General features: G+C 64.3%; 14 protein-coding genes. 9 read left to right on the top strand and 5 right to left on the bottom strand.

Annotated features, from left to right (window positions below):
* Nucleotides 1–157 precede the first annotated feature (157 nt).
* From QXZ85_RS00335 to QXZ85_RS00320, 4 genes are read left to right on the top strand one after another with little or no spacing between them, the layout of a single operon-like run.
* Nucleotides 158–1,036: a branched-chain amino acid ABC transporter permease gene (locus QXZ85_RS00335; protein WP_315706272.1), complete on the top strand. Its 879-nt coding sequence runs from the start codon at nt 158–160 to the stop codon at nt 1,034–1,036.
* Nucleotides 1,036–2,040: a branched-chain amino acid ABC transporter permease gene (locus tag QXZ85_RS00330; RefSeq protein WP_316173684.1), complete on the top strand. Its 1,005-nt coding sequence runs from the start codon at nt 1,036–1,038 to the stop codon at nt 2,038–2,040. Before QXZ85_RS00335 ends, QXZ85_RS00330 begins: the two co-directional genes overlap by 1 nt.
* On the top strand, nt 2,037–2,768 hold the full coding sequence (locus QXZ85_RS00325; protein WP_315729748.1) for an ABC transporter ATP-binding protein: 732 nt from the start codon (nt 2,037–2,039) through the stop codon (nt 2,766–2,768). The genes QXZ85_RS00330 and QXZ85_RS00325 overlap by 4 nt, the downstream gene beginning before the upstream one ends.
* Nucleotides 2,752–3,456, top strand: a complete 705-nt coding sequence (locus QXZ85_RS00320) for an ABC transporter ATP-binding protein (protein ID WP_315751103.1) — start codon at nt 2,752–2,754, stop codon at nt 3,454–3,456. The genes QXZ85_RS00325 and QXZ85_RS00320 overlap by 17 nt, the downstream gene beginning before the upstream one ends.
* Before the next feature lie 201 nt (nt 3,457–3,657).
* Here the strand turns inward: QXZ85_RS00320 and QXZ85_RS00315 are convergent, their stop codons facing one another.
* The 5 genes from QXZ85_RS00315 to QXZ85_RS00295 form a co-directional block, all read right to left on the bottom strand.
* Nucleotides 3,658–4,560, bottom strand: coding sequence for an ABC transporter permease (locus QXZ85_RS00315; RefSeq protein ID WP_315729746.1), 903 nt, complete (start codon nt 4,558–4,560; stop codon nt 3,658–3,660).
* Nucleotides 4,561–5,484, bottom strand: coding sequence for an ABC transporter permease (locus QXZ85_RS00310; protein WP_315706355.1), 924 nt, complete (start codon nt 5,482–5,484; stop codon nt 4,561–4,563).
* Between the two features lie 121 nt (nt 5,485–5,605).
* Nucleotides 5,606–6,898 carry a PotD/PotF family extracellular solute-binding protein gene (locus QXZ85_RS00305; protein ID WP_316167976.1) on the bottom strand — a complete coding sequence of 431 codons (1,293 nt, stop codon included), beginning with the start codon at nt 6,896–6,898 and terminating at the stop codon, nt 5,606–5,608.
* 20 nt (nt 6,899–6,918) lie between these two features.
* Entirely contained in the window at nt 6,919–7,959 is a 1,041-nt protein-coding gene (locus tag QXZ85_RS00300) for an ABC transporter ATP-binding protein (protein ID WP_316173687.1), read from the bottom strand.
* 421 nt (nt 7,960–8,380) lie between these two features.
* Nucleotides 8,381–9,043, bottom strand: a complete 663-nt coding sequence (locus tag QXZ85_RS00295) for an aldolase (RefSeq protein ID WP_316167980.1) — start codon at nt 9,041–9,043, stop codon at nt 8,381–8,383.
* Nucleotides 9,044–9,265: 222 nt separating this feature from the next.
* Between QXZ85_RS00295 and ltnD the strand changes: the two genes are divergently transcribed.
* The 5 genes from ltnD (at nt 9,266) to QXZ85_RS00270 (ending at nt 16,654) form a co-directional block, all read left to right on the top strand.
* Entirely contained in the window at nt 9,266–10,279 is a 1,014-nt protein-coding gene (ltnD, locus tag QXZ85_RS00290; RefSeq protein ID WP_315706264.1) for an L-threonate dehydrogenase, read from the top strand.
* A 23-nt stretch (nt 10,280–10,302) separates the two neighbouring features.
* Nucleotides 10,303–11,085, top strand: coding sequence for a 2-oxo-tetronate isomerase (gene otnI / locus QXZ85_RS00285; RefSeq protein WP_316173689.1), 783 nt, complete (start codon nt 10,303–10,305; stop codon nt 11,083–11,085).
* Nucleotides 11,082–12,359: a 3-oxo-tetronate kinase gene (gene otnK / locus QXZ85_RS00280; RefSeq protein WP_315741530.1), complete on the top strand. Its 1,278-nt coding sequence runs from the start codon at nt 11,082–11,084 to the stop codon at nt 12,357–12,359. The genes otnI and otnK overlap by 4 nt, the downstream gene beginning before the upstream one ends.
* A 287-nt stretch (nt 12,360–12,646) precedes the next feature.
* Nucleotides 12,647–14,674, top strand: a complete 2,028-nt coding sequence (locus tag QXZ85_RS00275) for a HAMP domain-containing methyl-accepting chemotaxis protein (RefSeq protein WP_316173692.1) — start codon at nt 12,647–12,649, stop codon at nt 14,672–14,674.
* Nucleotides 14,675–14,962: 288 nt separating this feature from the next.
* A complete protein-coding gene (locus QXZ85_RS00270; RefSeq protein WP_315769518.1) occupies nt 14,963–16,654 on the top strand; it encodes a methyl-accepting chemotaxis protein in 1,692 nt (563 codons plus the stop codon).
* Nucleotides 16,655–16,658: the final 4 nt, after the last annotated feature.

The raw sequence follows: 16,658 nt of genomic DNA, 5'->3' as shown, positions 1-16,658 counted from the left end.
GCCGTCCGGCGCGACAGGCGGTGACGGTTGGGATGATGACGGAGCATCCATTTTGCTCCGTCATTGCGAGGAGCGCAGCGACGAAGCAATCCGGAGCATTTTGCGAAAACTGGATTGCTTCGCTTCGCTCGCAATGACGGGAATGGAGTGACTTGCTGTGACAGCCGAGACCATCATTCAAAGTCTCGCGTCGGGCCTGCTGATGGGTCTGCTCTACGGCCTGATCGCCGTGGGGCTTGCCCTCATCTTCGGGCTGATGGACGTGGTGAATTTCGCCCATGGCGAATTCCTGATGATCGCGATGTATGCGACCTTCTTCCTGTTCGCCTTCTTCGCGCTCGATCCCCTGTTGGCGGCGCCGCTGGTCGCCGCCGCGCTCTTCATCTTCGGGGCAGTGGTTTACTTGCTGGTCGTGAGATTTGCGGTCAGAGCCAAGGCCAATACCGGCATGGTGCAGATCTTTTCCACCTTCGGTCTCGCCGTGCTGATGCGCGGGCTGGCGCAGTATTTCTTCACGCCCGACTATCGCAGCATCACCCATTCCTGGCTTGGCGGTAAGACGATCTCGATCGCCGGCATCTATCTGCCCGAGCCGCAGCTGGTCGGGGCGCTGATCGCGATCGCGGCCTTTGCCGGGCTCTATTTCTTCATCCATCGCACCGATTTCGGCCGGGCGCTGGAAGCGACCCGCGAGGATGCGGGCGCGGTGGCGCTGGTCGGCATCGACAAGAACAAGGTGTTTGCGCTGGGTTGGGGCCTTGGTGCTGCGCTGGTCGGGCTCGCCGGCGCGGTGATGGCGATCTTCTTCTACGTCTTCCCGGATGTCGGCGCATCGTTTGCGACCATCGCCTATGTCACCGTGGCGCTCGGCGGCTTCGGCAGCGTGTTCGGCGCTTTCGCCGGCGGCATCATCGTCGGCCTGGTCGAGGCGGTCACAACGCTGATCTTGCCGGCTTCGCTGAAAACGGTCGGCATCTATGCCGTCTACCTGTTTGTCGTCTTCATCCGGCCGCGCGGCCTGTTCGGGTCGATCTGATGGACAAGGCTTTCGCTCAACGCCGCCGCCGCGACCTGATCATCGCTGCCTGCCTCGCAGGGCTTGCTGCGCTGGTGCCGCTGTTCGTCAAGGATGTCTATTATCAGAACATCATGGTCTTGACCCTGCTGTACGCGGCTCTATCGCAGAGCTGGAACATCCTGTCCGGCTATTGCGGCCAGATCTCGCTGGGACATGCGCTCTATTTCGGGCTCGGCGCCTACACGACGGCGCTCCTTTATACCAAGTTCGGCGTGCTGCCCTGGTTCGGCATGCTCGCGGGCGGGGCCATTTCCTCGGGGGTCGCGATGGCGCTCGGCTATCCCTGCTTCCGGCTGCGCGGGCACTACTTCGTCATCGCCACTATCGTCATTGCCGAGATCGCGCTGCTCCTGATCCAGAATTGGGACTGGGCAGGGGCCGCGCTCGGCATCACGCTTCCGATGAAGCGCGACAGCTGGCTGACGTTCCAGTTCGCCCGCTCAAAGCTGCCTTACTTCTATTTTGCGCTGGCGCTGGCCTGCGTCGCCTGGTTCGTGACCTGGTGGCTGGAGGATTCCAAATGGGGCTATTGGTGGCGCGCGGTGAAGGACAATCCGGACGCCGCCGAGAGCCTCGGCGTGGTCGTGTTCGATTCCAAGGTGGGCGCGGCGGCCGTCTCGGCGTTCCTGGTGGCGATCGGCGGCAGCTTCTACGCCTTGTTCGTGTCCTACATCGATCCTGAAAGCGTGATGGGCTTCCAGTTCTCGCTGCTCATGGCGCTTCCCGCGGTGCTCGGCGGTATCGGCACGCTGTGGGGCCCGGCGCTGGGCGCCGTGATCCTGATTCCGCTGACCGAGTTGACTCGCTCCTATATCGGCGGCTCCGGACGCGGCGTCGACCTCATCGTCTATGGTGCGCTGATCGTCGTGATCTCCTTGGCGCGGCCGCAAGGCCTGGTCAGCCTGTTCACGCGCAAGCCAAAGCCGGCCGCCGGGGCCGTCCGAGAGGCGGTGACGTCATGACGATCCTGCTGGAGACCCGCAACATCACCCAGCGCTTTTCGGGATTGACCGCCAACAGCAATGTCTCGATCTCGGTGCAGCGGGGCGAAATCGTCGGCCTGATCGGTCCGAACGGCGCCGGCAAGTCGACGCTGTTCAACCTGATCGCTGGCGCGTTCCGCCCGACCGAAGGCACCATCGTCTTCGACGGCGAGGATGTCACGGCGCTGCCTGCTGCGGAAAGGTGCCAGCGCGGCATTGGCCGCACCTTCCAGGTGGTTAAGAGTTTCGAGAGCATGACGGTGATCGAGAACGTCATCGTCGGCGCCTTGGTGCGCACCACCGTGATGCGCGAAGCGCGCCGCAAGGCGCATGAGGTGCTGGCGTTCTGCGGGCTCGACGCCCGGGCTGATGTGCTGGCGAGCGATCTCGTGCCGTCGGAGAAGCGACGTCTGGAGGTGGCGCGTGCGCTGGCGACCGAGCCGAAGCTGTTGCTGCTGGACGAGGTGCTCACCGGTCTTACGCCGGTCGAGTCGCAGAAAGGTGTCGAGCTGGTGCGCCGGGTGCGCGACACCGGCGTCACCGTGCTGATGGTCGAACACGTCATGGAGATCGTGATGCCGCTGGTCGATCGCGCCATCGTGCTGGATCTCGGCAAGGTGCTGCTCGAAGGCAAGCCCACCGACGTGGTCCGCGATCCGAAAGTCATCACTGCCTATCTTGGGGACCGCCATGCTGTCGGTGCGTGACGTCACCACGGCCTATCAGGGCCTGGTCGCGATCTCGAATGTCTCGATCGATGTCGAGAAGGGCGAGATCGTCTGCGTCGCCGGCGCCAATGGCGCGGGCAAGTCGACGCTGTTGAAATCCATCGCCGGCGCCGAGCGGCCGCGCGCTGGTAGCATCACTTTCGATGGCAGCCGGATCGACGGCCTTGCGCAGCATCTGATTACCGCGCGCGGCATCGCCTACGTGCCGGAGAACCGGCGGCTGTTTCCGCGCCTGTCGGTGCGCGACAATTTGCGGCTCGGCAGCTATCTCTATCGGAGCGAGAGCAACCGCGAGGAGCCGCTTGAGTTCGTGTTCAAGCTGTTCCCGCGGCTGTCGGAGCGGCTGGAGCAGCGCGCCGAGACGCTCTCGGGCGGCGAGCAGCAGATGCTTGCGATCGGTCGGGCGCTGATGACGCGGCCGCGGCTGTTGATGCTGGACGAGCCGTCCCAGGGCATCATGCCGAAGCTGGTGGACGAGATCTTCCAGTCGGTCAAGCGCATCCGCGACGCCGGCATGACCGTGCTCATCGTCGAGCAGCGCATGGCCGAGTGCCTGGAGATCGCCGACCGCGCCTACATCCTGCAGACCGGCCGCGTCCTGATGAACGGCAAGGCCAGCGAGATCGCTGTGAATGCCGATGTCCGCAAGGCGTATCTGGGGCTGTAGGCACTCTCCATCGTCATTTGCGAGGAGCCGCAGGCGACGAAGATTTGTAGGGTGGGCAAAGGCGCGGAGCGCCGTGCCCACCGGCTGCGAGCGTTAAAGCGCAAGGTGGGCACGCTTCGCTTTGCCCACCCTACGGTTCTTCGCTCCTCGCAATGACGAAGAGCCTACTCGCAATGACGGAAGCTATTGGCGTGGGCAGCCCTACACCGTTCCCTTGCCGGCGTCGGAGCCGTGGCGGCGCTGGCGCGCCTGCAGCACCAGGATGACGGCGAGTGCGGCGAAGATCACCAGGAACGACACCGCTGACGTCAATGTGCCCAGCGCGTAGATGTCCGGCTTGGTCACCGTCGTGGTCAGGCCCTGCAATTCCAGCGGCAGGGTGTTGACCGAGCCGATCGCCTGGCTGGAGCGGGCCAGCTCGTCCCAGGACAGCGTGAAGCCGAACAGGCCGATGCCGACCACCGATGGCAGGATGATGGGCAGCACCACGTAGCGAAACGTCTGCCACGGCGTGGCGCCGAGGTCGCGCGCGGCTTCCTCGAGACGGCCGTCGAAGCGGTTGAAGATCGCGAACATGATCAGCAGGCCGAATGGCAACGTCCAGGTCAGATGCGCGCCGAGGCCTGAGGTGAACAGGCCCATGCCGGTGGTCCAGCCGTCGGCGAGCCATCCGAGCCCGACATCGGCGCCGTGTTTGTTGATGAAATCGTCGAGCAGGCGGAATTCCAAGGCGATGCCGAGCGAGGTGATGATCGAGGGCATGATCAGGCTGGCGATCGCGGTGTAGAACAGGATCGACGATCCGCGGAATGGCTTGCGGAACGCCATACCGGCGGCCACCGAGAGCACCACCGTGATCACCATCACGACCAGGCCGAGCGCGAGCGAGCGTTTGAACGCGGCGCCGATATCGACGATTCCGGCGCCGGAAAACACCTTGCCGAACCAGACGAGCGATACGCCGTTCATCGGGAAGGTGAGGCCGCCATCCGGCCCCTGGAAGGACAGGATGTAGATCGCGATCATCGGGCCGTACAGGAACAGCACATAGGCCGCGAAGAATGCGGCGAGGATGTAGAAGGAGCGTGGACGTCTGTCTCCCATTTACAGCTCCTTGCGCACGTCGACGATCCGCGTCAGCGCGGAGATGATCAGGATGGTGACGCCGAGCAGGATGACCGCGTTCGCCGCCGCGGCTGGAAACTGCAGCGCGGAGAGACGCGATTCGATGATCTTGCCGGCCGATGCGATCTGCTGGCCGCCCATCACGCCGACCGTGACGAAGTCGCCCATCACGATCGTGATCACGAAGATCGAGCCGATCACGATGCCCGGCTTCGATAAGGGAATGACGATGTTCACCAGGGTCTGCCAGCCGCTCGCGCCGGCGTCATAGGCGGCCTCGATCAGCCGCTTGTCGATGCGGACCATCGAGTTGAAGATCGGTACCACCATGAAGAAGGTGAAGAGGTGCACCAGCGCCAACACGACCGAGAATTCGGAGAACAGCAGCCATTCGATCGGTTGGCCGATCAGGCCGGTGCCGATCAGGCCCTGGTTGACGAGACCGTTGCGGCCGAGCAGGGGGATCCAGGCGATCATGCGGATCACGTTCGATGTCCAGAACGGAATCGTGCAGAGCAGCGACAGCACGATCTGCCAGGTCTTGCTGCGGACGTGAAATGCGAGGAAGTAGGCCACCCAGAAGCCGATGAAGAGCGTGAGGCTCCAGGTGAGCAGGCAAAGCTTCAACGTCTTCAGATAGGTTTTCAGGATGGTGCAGAGTTCGGGCAAGCCCGAGATGCAGCCTTCGAACGTATCGGTGTAGCCGCGCAGGCTGAACGCCGGGATCATCTCATATTCGTTGTAGTCCCAGGCGCTGACGATGATGACGAGAATGAGCGGCAAAAGGAAGAACAGCGCAAACACCAGCATCATCGGCCCGGCCTGCAGCCAGGCGATGGACCGCATCGCAGCTTTGCGCAGTCCGCTGCCGGATGTTGCCTGGTCCGAACCGGACGCGGCCATCGGCGCGAGCTGCGAGGTCAGATCGGCGGTGCCGGTATCCTGCGTCATGACAACGATCTTTGGAGAAGTCTATGGAAGGTGCGTGCCGCGCCATCCGGCGCGACACGCAATCAGGTGATCATCAGGCCGCGATGAACTCGTTCCACTTGCGGACCATGTAGTCGTTCTCGTCCATCACGGCGTTCCAGCAGGCCACCGCCCCCATGCGATCGTCGTAGGAGCCACCGTCACGCACCGCGCCGGCCTTCTCGAGCAGGGTGCCGTCCGGCGCCTTGATGTCGTTCTTCGCCGGCTTGCCTTCCATCCAATAGCCCCATTCGTCTTCGGTCATGTTGGCCTTGGCGGTGGAGAGCACGGCGGAATAGTAGCCCTGGCGGTTGAGATAGGCGCCGGCCCAGCCGGAGAGATACCAGTTGACGAACTCATAGGCCCAGTCGAGCTTGGGTCCGCCGGCCACGGCCTTGGAAACGCAGAAGCCCGAGGCCCAGGAGCGATAGCCTTCCTTGAGCGGCTGGAAGATGCAGGGGATGCCCATCGACCGCACCTTGGTCACGGCGGGCGACCACATCGACTGGATCACGGTCTCGCCTGAGGCCATCAGGTTGACGGACTCGTTGAAGTCCTTCCAGAAGGCGCGGAACTGGCCGGCCTTCTTGGCTTCGGTCAGCACTTTCATGGTGAGGTCGATCTCGGCCTTGGTCATGTTGCCCTTGTCGGCATATTTGTATTGGCCGGTCGCTTCGACCACCATCGCGGCGTCCATGATGCCGATCGAGGGGATGTTGAGGATCGAAGCCTTGCCCTTGAATTCGGGGTTGAGCAGCTCCGCCCAGGAGTCGATCGGGCGCTTGATCAGGTCGGGGCGGATGCCGAGCGTGTCGGCATTGTACACGGTCGGGATCAGCGTGATGTACTCGGTCGGCGTGGCCGAGAAGGTCTTCGAGTTCGCTCCGTCGAGGTAGAGCACCTTCCATGGCGCGGTGCCCTGGCCGCCGATCTTCTTGCCGTTCGGCAGCTCACCCTTGGTGAACACCGGCGTGATGTTGTCGAATTCCTTGATCTTCTTGGCGTCGAGCGGAAAGATGTTGCCCGAGGGCACCAGCTTTTTCAGCGAGAAATACTCGGTGTCAAGCACGTCGAACGAGTTCGGCTGGGTGATGACGCGCTTGGTCACGTCGTCGGTGGTCGCGGTGATGTATTCGATCTTGATGCCGGTATCGGCGAGGCACTTCTTCGAGATCTCGTCGCCTTCGTTCACGGCCGTGCCGAGGTAGCGCAGCACTTTCGCATCGGCTGACTTGACATAGGGAAAGCCGGTGATGGCGCCCGAACCCGCGGCGAGGCCAGCGATACCGGCGGCTCCCTTGAGCAGGCGTCGCCGGCTGATGGTGGTCTTCTTCGAACGATCGATCATGGTGGTCTCCATGGAGGATATCAAGCGACAAGTTCAGGCGAGGTGGCGGTTGCGGGGCTGCGCGGCGATGTCAGGGAATCGGCAAGCGCGGGATTCCAGGTCGCAATCACCTGCTCACCGATGCTGTAGCTCGTGGCGTCGAACTGATCGTCGGTGAGCTGAGCGGAGATCTCGCGGCCGCCATCGGCCGCGGCTATGGCGACGAGCACATAAGTGCCCTGATATTCGATCTTGCTGATCGTGCCCGAGACCTGCGGCCCGTCGATCGCCTGTCCCGGCTTCTTCAGGAGAATGCGGTCGACGCGCACCGCGTAGCTCGCATCGCCGAGGGTGATGACGTTATGGCCGCCGATGAATTTCGCGGCGAATTCGGTGCGCGGGTGGTTGAAGATCTCACGCGGGCTGCCCTGCTGCTCGATGCGGCCGGCATTCATCAGCACCACGAGGTCGGACAGCGCCATCGCCTCGTCCTGCCCGTGGGTCACGTGAATGAAAGTCAGCCCCAGCTCGCGCTGCAACCGCTTCAGCTCGGCGCGCATGCGCAGTCGCAGGAACGGGTCGAGCGCCGACAGCGGCTCGTCCAGCAGCAGGATCTGCGGCGAGGTGATCAGCGCGCGGGCCAGCGCGACGCGCTGCTGCTGGCCGCCGGAGAGCTGCGCCGGCAGCCGCGCCTCGTAGGCCTGCATGTCGACGAGCTCGAGCAGTTTGCGGGCTTCGGCATGGCGCTCCGCTTTTGCGACGCCCTTCATCTTCAAGGCAAAGGCGACGTTGTCGATCACGGAGAGATGCGGGAACAGCGCATAGGACTGGAACATCATCGCGGTGCCGCGCCCGGCCGGCGGCAGATCGGTGACGTTCTTCGCGCCGACTATGATGTCGCCGGAGGACACCGATTCGTGCCCCGCGATCATCCGCAGGGTCGAGGTCTTGCCGCAGCCGGAGGGGCCGAGCAGGCAGCAATAGGAGCCGGCAGGAATCTTCAGATCGATCGCGTCGACGGCGGTGACGTGGCCGTACATTTTCGTGACCTGCACCAGTTCCAAGCTCGCGCCTGCCGCCATCCGAATTCCATCCCTCTCGTAAGGCTGGAAGCGCGGCTTGAGCTCCGGTCGGCGCCGCGTTCCAACCGCCAGACATCTGCAACGGATATGCCAGCTGCCGGGGTGGACGCGCTGGCGCGCTCCGTATTTGCACTCAGCTCGATCGTATCCAGCGATAGGGGCGCGCAGGCGCAAGACGGCGCACGCGCAAGTCGAGGAGCCGTGAGCGCCACCGGGAGCAACACTGGTGCTGGTGCTGAGCAGGCCCCGCCTCAGTGCCCAACGAGAGCTTCGCTCCACATGATCGCTGCCTTAATTCTGGGCAGTTTTCCTCATTTGAGGCACAGGCTCAAGGGGCTGCATGCAATGTATCAGCCGGGAACGCCAGCAGCCTCGGCTTTGCCGTGCCGCGAGCCAAAGGCTTACATCTCAGGCTGACGTCTCACGTGTGAACGTGCGGCTCAGGCAGCGTCAGCCCGAAGGTCTTGACGAGGTCGGCGATCTGCTGCGGCGAGAGATAGCGGGGATTCATCCCGCGCAGCAGGAGATAGAGCTTGGCCGTCTCCTCCAGCTCCTCCATAGCGAACACGGCCGCTTCCAGCGTGTCGCCGGATACGACGGGGCCATGATTGGCGAGCAGCACCGAGGAATAGCGTCCGGCCAGGCCTTTGATTGCGTCGGCCACCGCCGGATCGCCCGGCCGGTGATAGGGCACGAGCGCGGTCTGGCCGCAGCGCATCAGATAATAAGGAGTCAGCGGCGGCAGGGCGGCCCGCGGGTCGATCTCGGGCAGCATCGAGAGCGCCACGGAATGGGTGGAGTGCAGATGCACAACGGCACGGGCCGTGCTCCGGCTTTGGTACAGCGCGGTGTGCAGCGGCACCTCCTTGGTCGGCGCATCGCCGGAGACGAGCTTGCCACCGGCATCGAGCCGCGACAGCCGGGCCGGATCGAGGAAACCGAGCGAGGCATTGGTCGGCGTCACCAGCCAGCCGCCATCGTCGAGCCTGACGCTGATATTGCCGGACGAACCCGGGGTCAGCCCACGCTCGAACAGCGAGCGGCCGAACCGGCAGATGGCTTCGCGTAATCTCGTTTCTGCCATGGCGTGGAGTCCTCGCTGTTATCTAGACGATCAATGGACCTTTGCTTTTTGCCCTTGAAGCCAACCGACGGCGACGTAGGCGCCAAAGGCGTCGTCCATAGATCGCGACGATGGTCAACACGCTGCCGGCGATCATTGAGGGCAACCCGATCAGTACCCACAAAAAAATCAGAAATGTAGGGGGCATGCGGCTTCGCTCCGAGGGCCCGTCGGATTCTGGCGATGTTCTCTCATGCTTTGGCAGCGTGGCCAAGCCATGCTACCGAAAGGGGGAGCCGGGCCAACCGGCTGAGATCAGGAAACGCCTTGAGGATTTGCCGTATGTCATCGCCATCTCAAACGAAAGTCGCCGTGATCGGGCTCGGCTCGATGGGCTTTGGCATGGCCACTTCGCTGCGGCGCAGCGGTTTTGCGGTGACCGGTTGCGACGTCTCCGCGGATGCGGTTGCGCGCTTCGTGGCGGAGGGCGGGAAGGGAGCCAAGACGCCGGCCGAAGCGGCTGAAAGTGCCGACATCGTCGTCAGCGTCGTCGTCAATGCCGCGCAGACCGAGGCGATCCTGTTCGGCGCCGGCGGCGTGGCCGAGACGCTTCCCAAGGAGTCCGTGTTCATCTCCTCGGCGACCATGGACCCCGACGTCGCGCGTCGGCTCGCCAAGCAGCTGGAGGCGACGGGCCGGCATTATCTCGATGCGCCGATCTCCGGTGGCGCGCAGCGCGCCGCGCAAGGCGAATTGACGATCCTCGCCTCCGGCAGCGCCGCGGCCTTTGCCAAGGCCCGGCCGGCGCTGGATGCGATGGCGGCCAAGCTCTACGAATTGGGCGAGGCGGCAGGGCAGGGTGCTGCGTTCAAGATGATCAACCAGCTGCTCGCCGGCGTCCATATCGCCGCTGCGTGCGAGGCCATCGCGTTCGCCGCCAAGCAGGGTCTCGACATCAGGAAGGTCTATGAAGTGATCACGGCCTCAGCGGGCAATTCCTGGATGTTCGAGAATCGGATGCCGCACGTGCTCGACGGCGACTATGCGCCGCGCAGCGCGGTCGAGATCTTCGTGAAGGATCTCGGCATCATCCAGGACATGGCGCGATCGACGCGCTTCCCGGTGCCGGTCGCATCGGCCGCGTTGCAGATGTTCCTGATGACGGCAGCGGCCGGCATGGGCCGCGACGATGATGCCTCGGTGGCTCGGATGTATGCGCAGGTGACCGGCACGACGCTGCCGGGCTCATCCAAGTAACGACGTCACGACGAGTTCTCAGCATGCCCCGTTTCGCCGCCAATCTCACCATGATGTTCACCGAGCATCCGTTTCTCGACCGCTTCGCGGCGGCCGCGAAGGCCGGCTTCACCGCGGTGGAATTCCTGTTTCCCTATGCCTATCCGGCCGAGGAGGTCGGCAAGCGGTTGCATGACAACGGCCTGGCCCAGGCGCTGTTCAACCTGCCGCCGGGGGATTGGGACGCCGGCGAGAAGGGCTTTGCGGCGCTGCCGGAGCGCTTCGATGATCTCAAGGCGAGCCTCGCGACGGCGTTGCCTTACGCGCAGGCGACCGGCGTGAAGCGCGTGCATCTGATGGCCGGCATCGCCGAGCGCAGTGACGCCAAGGCGGTCGAGGCCTTCATAAAATCGGTGACATGGGCGGCCGAGTTCTTCGCGCCTCATGGCCTCGACGTCGTGATCGAGCCGATCAACGCCCGCAACGTCCCCGGCTACTTCCTCAACGACTTTACTTTTGCGCGCGAGCTGATCCGGGACTTGAAGATCCCGAACCTGAAGCTGCAGTTCGACATCTATCATTGCCAGATCATCCATGGCGACGTGACGATGCGGCTGCGCGAGATGATCGACATCATCGGCCATGTCCAGATCGCCAGCGTGCCCTCGCGCCACGAGCCTGATGACGAGGAGCTGAACTATCCCTTCCTGTTCGCCGAGCTCGACCGGCTCGGCTATGCCGGCTTTGTCGGCTGCGAATACAATCCGCGCGGCAAGACGGAAGAGGGCCTGGGATGGTTCGCGCCATATAGGAGAGTGAAGCCATGACCATCAAGCTTGGCTGCATCGCCGACGACTATACCGGAGCCTCCGATCTCGCCAACACGCTGACGCGCGCAGGGCTTCGCACCGTGCAGACCATCGGCGTGCCGGCCGAGGACCTTGCGCTGCCGGACGTCGACGCCGTCGTCGTGTCCCTGAAGAGCCGATCGATTGCGGCACCGCTGGCGGTGGCCCGCTCGCGCGAGGCGGAGACATGGCTGCGCGGCCGCGGTGCCGATCACGTACTGTTCAAGATCTGCTCGACCTTCGATTCCACCGACGCCGGCAATATCGGACCGGTGATGGACGCACTGCGCGACGATGCCGGCGAAACGGTGGTGCTGGTGACGCCGGCTTTTCCCGAGACCGGCCGCACCGTCTATCAGGGGCATCTGTTCGTGGGCCACGTGCCGCTGAACGAGAGCCCGTTGAAGGATCATCCCCTCAATCCGATGCACGATGCCAACTTGGTGCGGGTGTTGTCGCGCCAGAGCCGTGCCAAGATCGGCCTGGTCGATCTCGCCACTGTTGTTCGCGGCCCCGAGGCGGTGCGTGCCCGCCTGGCAGACCTCGCCGGCCAAGGTATCGGCGCTGCCATCATCGATGCGGCGTTCGATGCCGATCTCACCACGATCGGGGCGGTGGCGCTGACCCATCGCGTGTCGGTCGGTGCCTCGGGCATCGGGCTTGGGCTCGCGCGGGCGCTGGTCGAATCCGGCGCTGTCAAAGCCGCGGCTGCCGATGCCGCGAACGACGCTCCGGTCGGAGGCCCGGCGGCATGCCTGGCCGGCAGCTGCTCGCAGGCGACGCTCGCGCAGATCGCTCAAGCTGAGAAGATCATGCCGGTGCTCCACCTCGATCCCGAGCAGATCCTCGCGGGCAAGGACGAGGCACGCCGCGCGCTGGCCTGGGCGATCGAATGTCTTGCGGACGATCCGGTGCTGATCGCCGCGAGCGCCGCGCCTGAACAGGTGGCCGCCGTGCAGGCACGCCATGGCCGTGAGGTCGCCGGACACGCGATCGAGCAGACGATGGCTGAGATCGCCGAGGGGCTGGTGCAGGCAGGCGTGCGGCGGCTCGTCGTCGCGGGAGGCGAGACGTCGGGGGCGGTGGTCGATCGGCTCAAGATTCCGGCCTTCCTGGTCGGACCCGAAATCGCACCCGGCGTGCCGGTGTTGCGCACTGTCGGCGCGCGATCTGCCGAAATGCTGCTGGCGCTCAAATCCGGCAATTTTGGCGGCTCACAGTTCTTCTTGGACGCGCTTGGGTTGATGCGCTGAACCTGGTGTCGCCAATTTTATCCATGCAAAAATGCTTGGTGCGGTTGCGGCGGGAGGTGAGCCGCCACCTGTTAGTCCGAACGGTCTGAATGAGTTTTCATCAGATGCACATCTGATGAGCCGGAGTGCTGGGTCTCGCGCCGCTCTCTGGCTTGGGTAGGGCCACAGTTCGACGTGCGCTCGTCCTTAGCGATGCAGGGTCATCCCGTAGATTAACGGTCTCTATGGACCTTATCCTTATACCCTGGAGCTGGACGCCGCTGATGCGTCCATCTGTAGGTGGGGCAATGAAACTGAATCGGATTGGCTACAAACTCGGACTCGCCGGCGCCATCGGCGCGACTCTCGCGATCGGCATGATCGCAAATCAGATGATCGCAGAGCATGCGGTCAACGCGGCAAACGAGCAGACCGAGCGTTCGCAGCGCGTCGTCGAAAGCGTGATGGCGGCGAGCATCGACATGCAGCAGAGCCAGCTTGCCGGTCGTACGGCGCGGTTGGCACGGGTGCCGGTCGAGGCCGAGAAGGCCGCGGCCGATATTCAGCAGTTCTCCACTGCGATGACCAGGGATATTGATGGAGCCCTGGCCAACGTGACGAGCGCCGAAAATCGCGCGCGGCTCAACCGGCTCAGGGAACTGATGACGAACTATTCCTCCGGTGCGGTCGAGTTGGCGCAAGCGCAGAAGTCCCTGCTGCGGGAGATCGACAAGCGCAGCGCAGTATCCGACGAATGGACCAAGAGTCTTCAGGCCGTGCTCACGTCGCCGGCGTTGCCGAACCTTGCTTTCCGCGAGCGCGTTGAGCGGCAGCTTCATGCCGCGGATGCCAAGCTGAACTATATGCGCGCGATGGCCTGGCAATTCGGCATGACCGGCGATGCTAACGCGACCACGCTGCTCAAGCGGGCCATGCCGTTCTTGAAAAGCGCGCTGACCGACGCTCGCATGCTTGCCGACGATCGCGCGTTGCAAGCCGCGATCAACCGGCTGAACGGCATCGCATCCGATTTTACGGCCGCCAACGATGAGGTGGTCAAGATCGAGAGTCTCAAGGAGGTGCTGCTGCGCGATCGGACGCTCAAATATCTCGGCGAGGCCGGCGAATTAATGGATGCATCGATCAGCGATGCGCACGCGCAGCAGGCAAGTGCCAGACGGCACGCCGACGAAGTGGCGGCGCAGGCCGGCGAACTCACGCTAATCGCGGGCGTGGCGGTTCTTCTCTCCGTGGTGGCATCGGTCGTATTCTCCTTCCTCGGCATTGCCCGGCCGCTGATGCGATTGAATGCAGCGCTGGCCGAGATGGCGCAAGGCAGGCTCGACATCCGCATTCCCGGCGCCGGCCGCGGCGACGAGATCGGCGACCTCGCGAAGACCGTGACCGTGATCCAGGCCAACGCGGAACGGAAGGCTAATGCCGAGGCGGAGGCCAAGAGCGAGCAGGATGCCATGACGGCCCGTCATCGCAAGGCCGACATGCAGCGGCTCGCTTATCAGTTCGAGGAGGCGATCGGCGAGATCGTCAACACGGTGTCGTCGGCGTCGGCGCAGCTCGAGAGCTCGGCCGGCACTTTGACCGCGACGGCCGATCGCTCCAAGCAGCTGGCGAGCGCGGTCTCGGCGGCATCGGAAGAGGCCACCACCAATGTCCAGTCGGTGGCGTCTGCGACCGAACAGATGGCCTCCTCGGTCACCGAGATCAGCCGTCAGGTGCAGGAATCGGCGCGCATCGCGGGCGAAGCGGTCGGCCAGGCCCGCACCACCACCGGCCGGGTCAGCGAACTGTCGAAGGCGGCGACACGGATCGGCGACGTCGTCGAACTGATCAACACCATCGCAGGTCAGACCAACCTCCTGGCGCTGAACGCCACGATCGAGGCGGCGCGCGCCGGTGACGCCGGTCGCGGCTTTGCGGTGGTGGCGTCCGAAGTGAAGGCGCTGGCCGAGCAGACCGCGAAGGCGACCGGCGAGATCGGCCAGCAGATCGCGGGTATCCAGGCCGCGACGCAGGAGTCCGTGGGCGCGATCCGCGACATCTCCTCCACGATCGAGAAGCTGGCGGAAATTTCGTCGACGATCGCCGCCGCTGTGGAGGAGCAGGGCGCGGCGACCCAGGAAATCTCGCGCAATGTGCAGCAGGCGGCGCACGGCACCCAGCAGGTCTCGTCCAACATCACCGATGTCGAGCGCGGCGCCACAGAGACCGGCTCGGCTTCGACCGAGGTGCTGGCGGCCGCCAAAGCCCTGTCCGCAGACAGCCAGCGGCTGCGGGTCGAGGTCGGCAAGTTTCTGGGTTCGGTTCGCGCGGCCTAGCTCACGCCGTTCGAAACGACGAATGGTCACGGAGCATCACGCGGCTTGCCGCGATATCGCAACGTCGTTCACTCCGGCGTGATCACATGGCGGCTGTACCGACGGTACGGCCGCACCTTAATGCGATCTCAATCATTTTTTCGTTCCGTGAAATTACGGAACGGTTCTCGATTCACCCTTCAAGGCTTGCATCAGGGCGTTCCCTGGACCTTCGGCCCGCGTAAGCCCGCCGGCGTCCGCATTCCGCTGCCCGCGCGCGCCGCGCCCGAAAGTAAAGAGACGACAGCCATGCTTGCCCAATATTCAATCCGCGCGAAGATCATCTCGGTCGTCGCCTTCCTGCTGCTTGCCGTCACCGGCACCGGACTATTGGCGGTCGTCAACGTGCGCGCGATCAACGCCAACACGGTCGAGATCGCGACTATCCGCCTCCCAAGCGTGCGCCTGCTGGGCGAGATACGGCAGGGGTTCATCCAGAATCGCAATGTCGTCCGTGCGCATCTGCTTGCCGAGACCATGGAAGACAAGCTGAGGATCGAGACCACCCTGGCGTCGAATGCGCAGGCGACAGAGCGCGCCATCGAAGCTTACCAGCGCTTGATCGCATCGCCGGAAGAACGGGCCAACTACGACGAGTGGTCGAAGGCCTGGACACAATACAAGCAGGACGTCAAGGACGTGCTTGCGCTTTCGCAGAGGGACGCCGGCAAGTTTGCGCGCGAGGCCAACGATCTGAACACCAGGAAGGCCTCCAAGCTTCTGATGGCAGCCGAGGAGGTGCTGAAGAACGGAATCGAGCTCAACAACAGGCTTGCCGACAAGGCCAATAGCGATGCCGCGCAGAGCTATTCATCGGTCCTCACCATGATGACGGCCATCCTGCTTCTCACCTTGATCGCCGGCGTCGCGCTCAGCGCCTATCTGGTTCGCGACGTCTCGAGCGGAATCGCCTCGATCGTGAAGCCGATGCAGTCGCTCAGCGACGGTGACCTCTCGGCGGAAGTGCCGCACCGGGGCGAGAAGACCGAGATCGGCACGATGGCCGATGCCTTGCAGCTGTTCAAGGAGGCCCTGATCGCCAAGAAGGCCGCGGATGAGGCCAACGCGCACGATGCCGAGGCCAAGATCGCCCGCGGCCGCCGCGTCGACGACATCACGCGCAATTTCGAGGCGATGATCGGCGAGATCGTCAACACGGTCTCCTCGGCCTCGACGCAGCTCGAGAGCTCGGCCGGCACTTTGACCTCGACGGCCGATCGCTCGAAGCAGCTGGCGACCGCGGTCTCGGCGGCCTCGGAGGAGGCCACCACCAACGTCCAGTCGGTGGCATCTGCGACCGAACAGATGGCCTCCTCGGTCACCGAGATCAGCCGGCAGGTGCAGGAATCCGCGCGCATCGCGGGCGAAGCGGTCGGCCAGGCCCGCACCACCACCGGCCGGGTCAGCGAACTCTCGAAGGCGGCGACCCGCATCGGCGACGTCGTCGAACTGATCAACACCATCGCGGGCCAGACCAATCTCCTGGCGCTGAACGCCACGATCGAGGCGGCGCGCGCCGGTGACGCCGGTCGCGGCTTTGCGGTGGTGGCGTCCGAAGTGAAGGCGCTGGCCGAGCAGACCGCGAAGGCGACCGGCGAGATCGGCCAGCAGATCTCGGGTATTCAGGCCGCGACTCAGGAATCCGTGAGTGCGATCCGCGACATCTCCTCCACGATCGAGAAGCTGGCGGAGATTTCGTCGACGATTGCGGCCGCTGTCGAGGAGCAGGGCGCAGCGACCCAGGAGATTTCGCGCAACGTGCAGCAGGCGGCCCACGGTACTCAGCAGGTCTCGTCCAACATCACCGATGTCGAGCGCGGCGCCACAGAGACCGGCTCGGCCTCGACCGAGGTGCTCGCGGCCGCCAAAGCCCTGTCCGCAGACAGTCAGCGGCTGCGGGTCGAGGTCGGCAAGTTCCTGGGTTCGGTTCGCGCGGCCTGATGGC

The sequence above is a fragment of the Bradyrhizobium sp. SZCCHNGR1005 genome (genome assembly GCF_032489995.1).
Lineage (GTDB): Bacteria > Pseudomonadota > Alphaproteobacteria > Rhizobiales > Xanthobacteraceae > Bradyrhizobium.
This window is presented reverse-complemented; position numbering and strand designations above follow the sequence as displayed.

Bases quoted from the DNA above. Each gene is read 5' to 3' on its own strand.
- ltnD (WP_315706264.1), top strand. From the start codon at position 9,266: ATGTTCTCTCATGCTTTGGCAGCGTGGCCAAGCCATGCTACCGAAAGG.
- otnK (WP_315741530.1), top strand. From the start codon at position 11,082: ATGACCATCAAGCTTGGCTGCATCGCCGACGACTATACCGGAGCCTCC.
- QXZ85_RS00315 (WP_315729746.1), bottom strand. From the start codon at position 4,560: ATGGGAGACAGACGTCCACGCTCCTTCTACATCCTCGCCGCATTCTTC.
- QXZ85_RS00270 (WP_315769518.1), top strand. From the start codon at position 14,963: ATGCTTGCCCAATATTCAATCCGCGCGAAGATCATCTCGGTCGTCGCC.
- otnI (WP_316173689.1), top strand. From the start codon at position 10,303: ATGCCCCGTTTCGCCGCCAATCTCACCATGATGTTCACCGAGCATCCG.
- QXZ85_RS00275 (WP_316173692.1), top strand. From the start codon at position 12,647: ATGAAACTGAATCGGATTGGCTACAAACTCGGACTCGCCGGCGCCATC.
- QXZ85_RS00300 (WP_316173687.1), bottom strand. From the start codon at position 7,959: ATGGCGGCAGGCGCGAGCTTGGAACTGGTGCAGGTCACGAAAATGTAC.
- QXZ85_RS00295 (WP_316167980.1), bottom strand. From the start codon at position 9,043: ATGGCAGAAACGAGATTACGCGAAGCCATCTGCCGGTTCGGCCGCTCG.
- QXZ85_RS00310 (WP_315706355.1), bottom strand. From the start codon at position 5,484: ATGGCCGCGTCCGGTTCGGACCAGGCAACATCCGGCAGCGGACTGCGC.
- QXZ85_RS00320 (WP_315751103.1), top strand. From the start codon at position 2,752: ATGCTGTCGGTGCGTGACGTCACCACGGCCTATCAGGGCCTGGTCGCG.
- QXZ85_RS00305 (WP_316167976.1), bottom strand. From the start codon at position 6,898: ATGATCGATCGTTCGAAGAAGACCACCATCAGCCGGCGACGCCTGCTC.
- QXZ85_RS00325 (WP_315729748.1), top strand. From the start codon at position 2,037: ATGACGATCCTGCTGGAGACCCGCAACATCACCCAGCGCTTTTCGGGA.
- QXZ85_RS00330 (WP_316173684.1), top strand. From the start codon at position 1,036: ATGGACAAGGCTTTCGCTCAACGCCGCCGCCGCGACCTGATCATCGCT.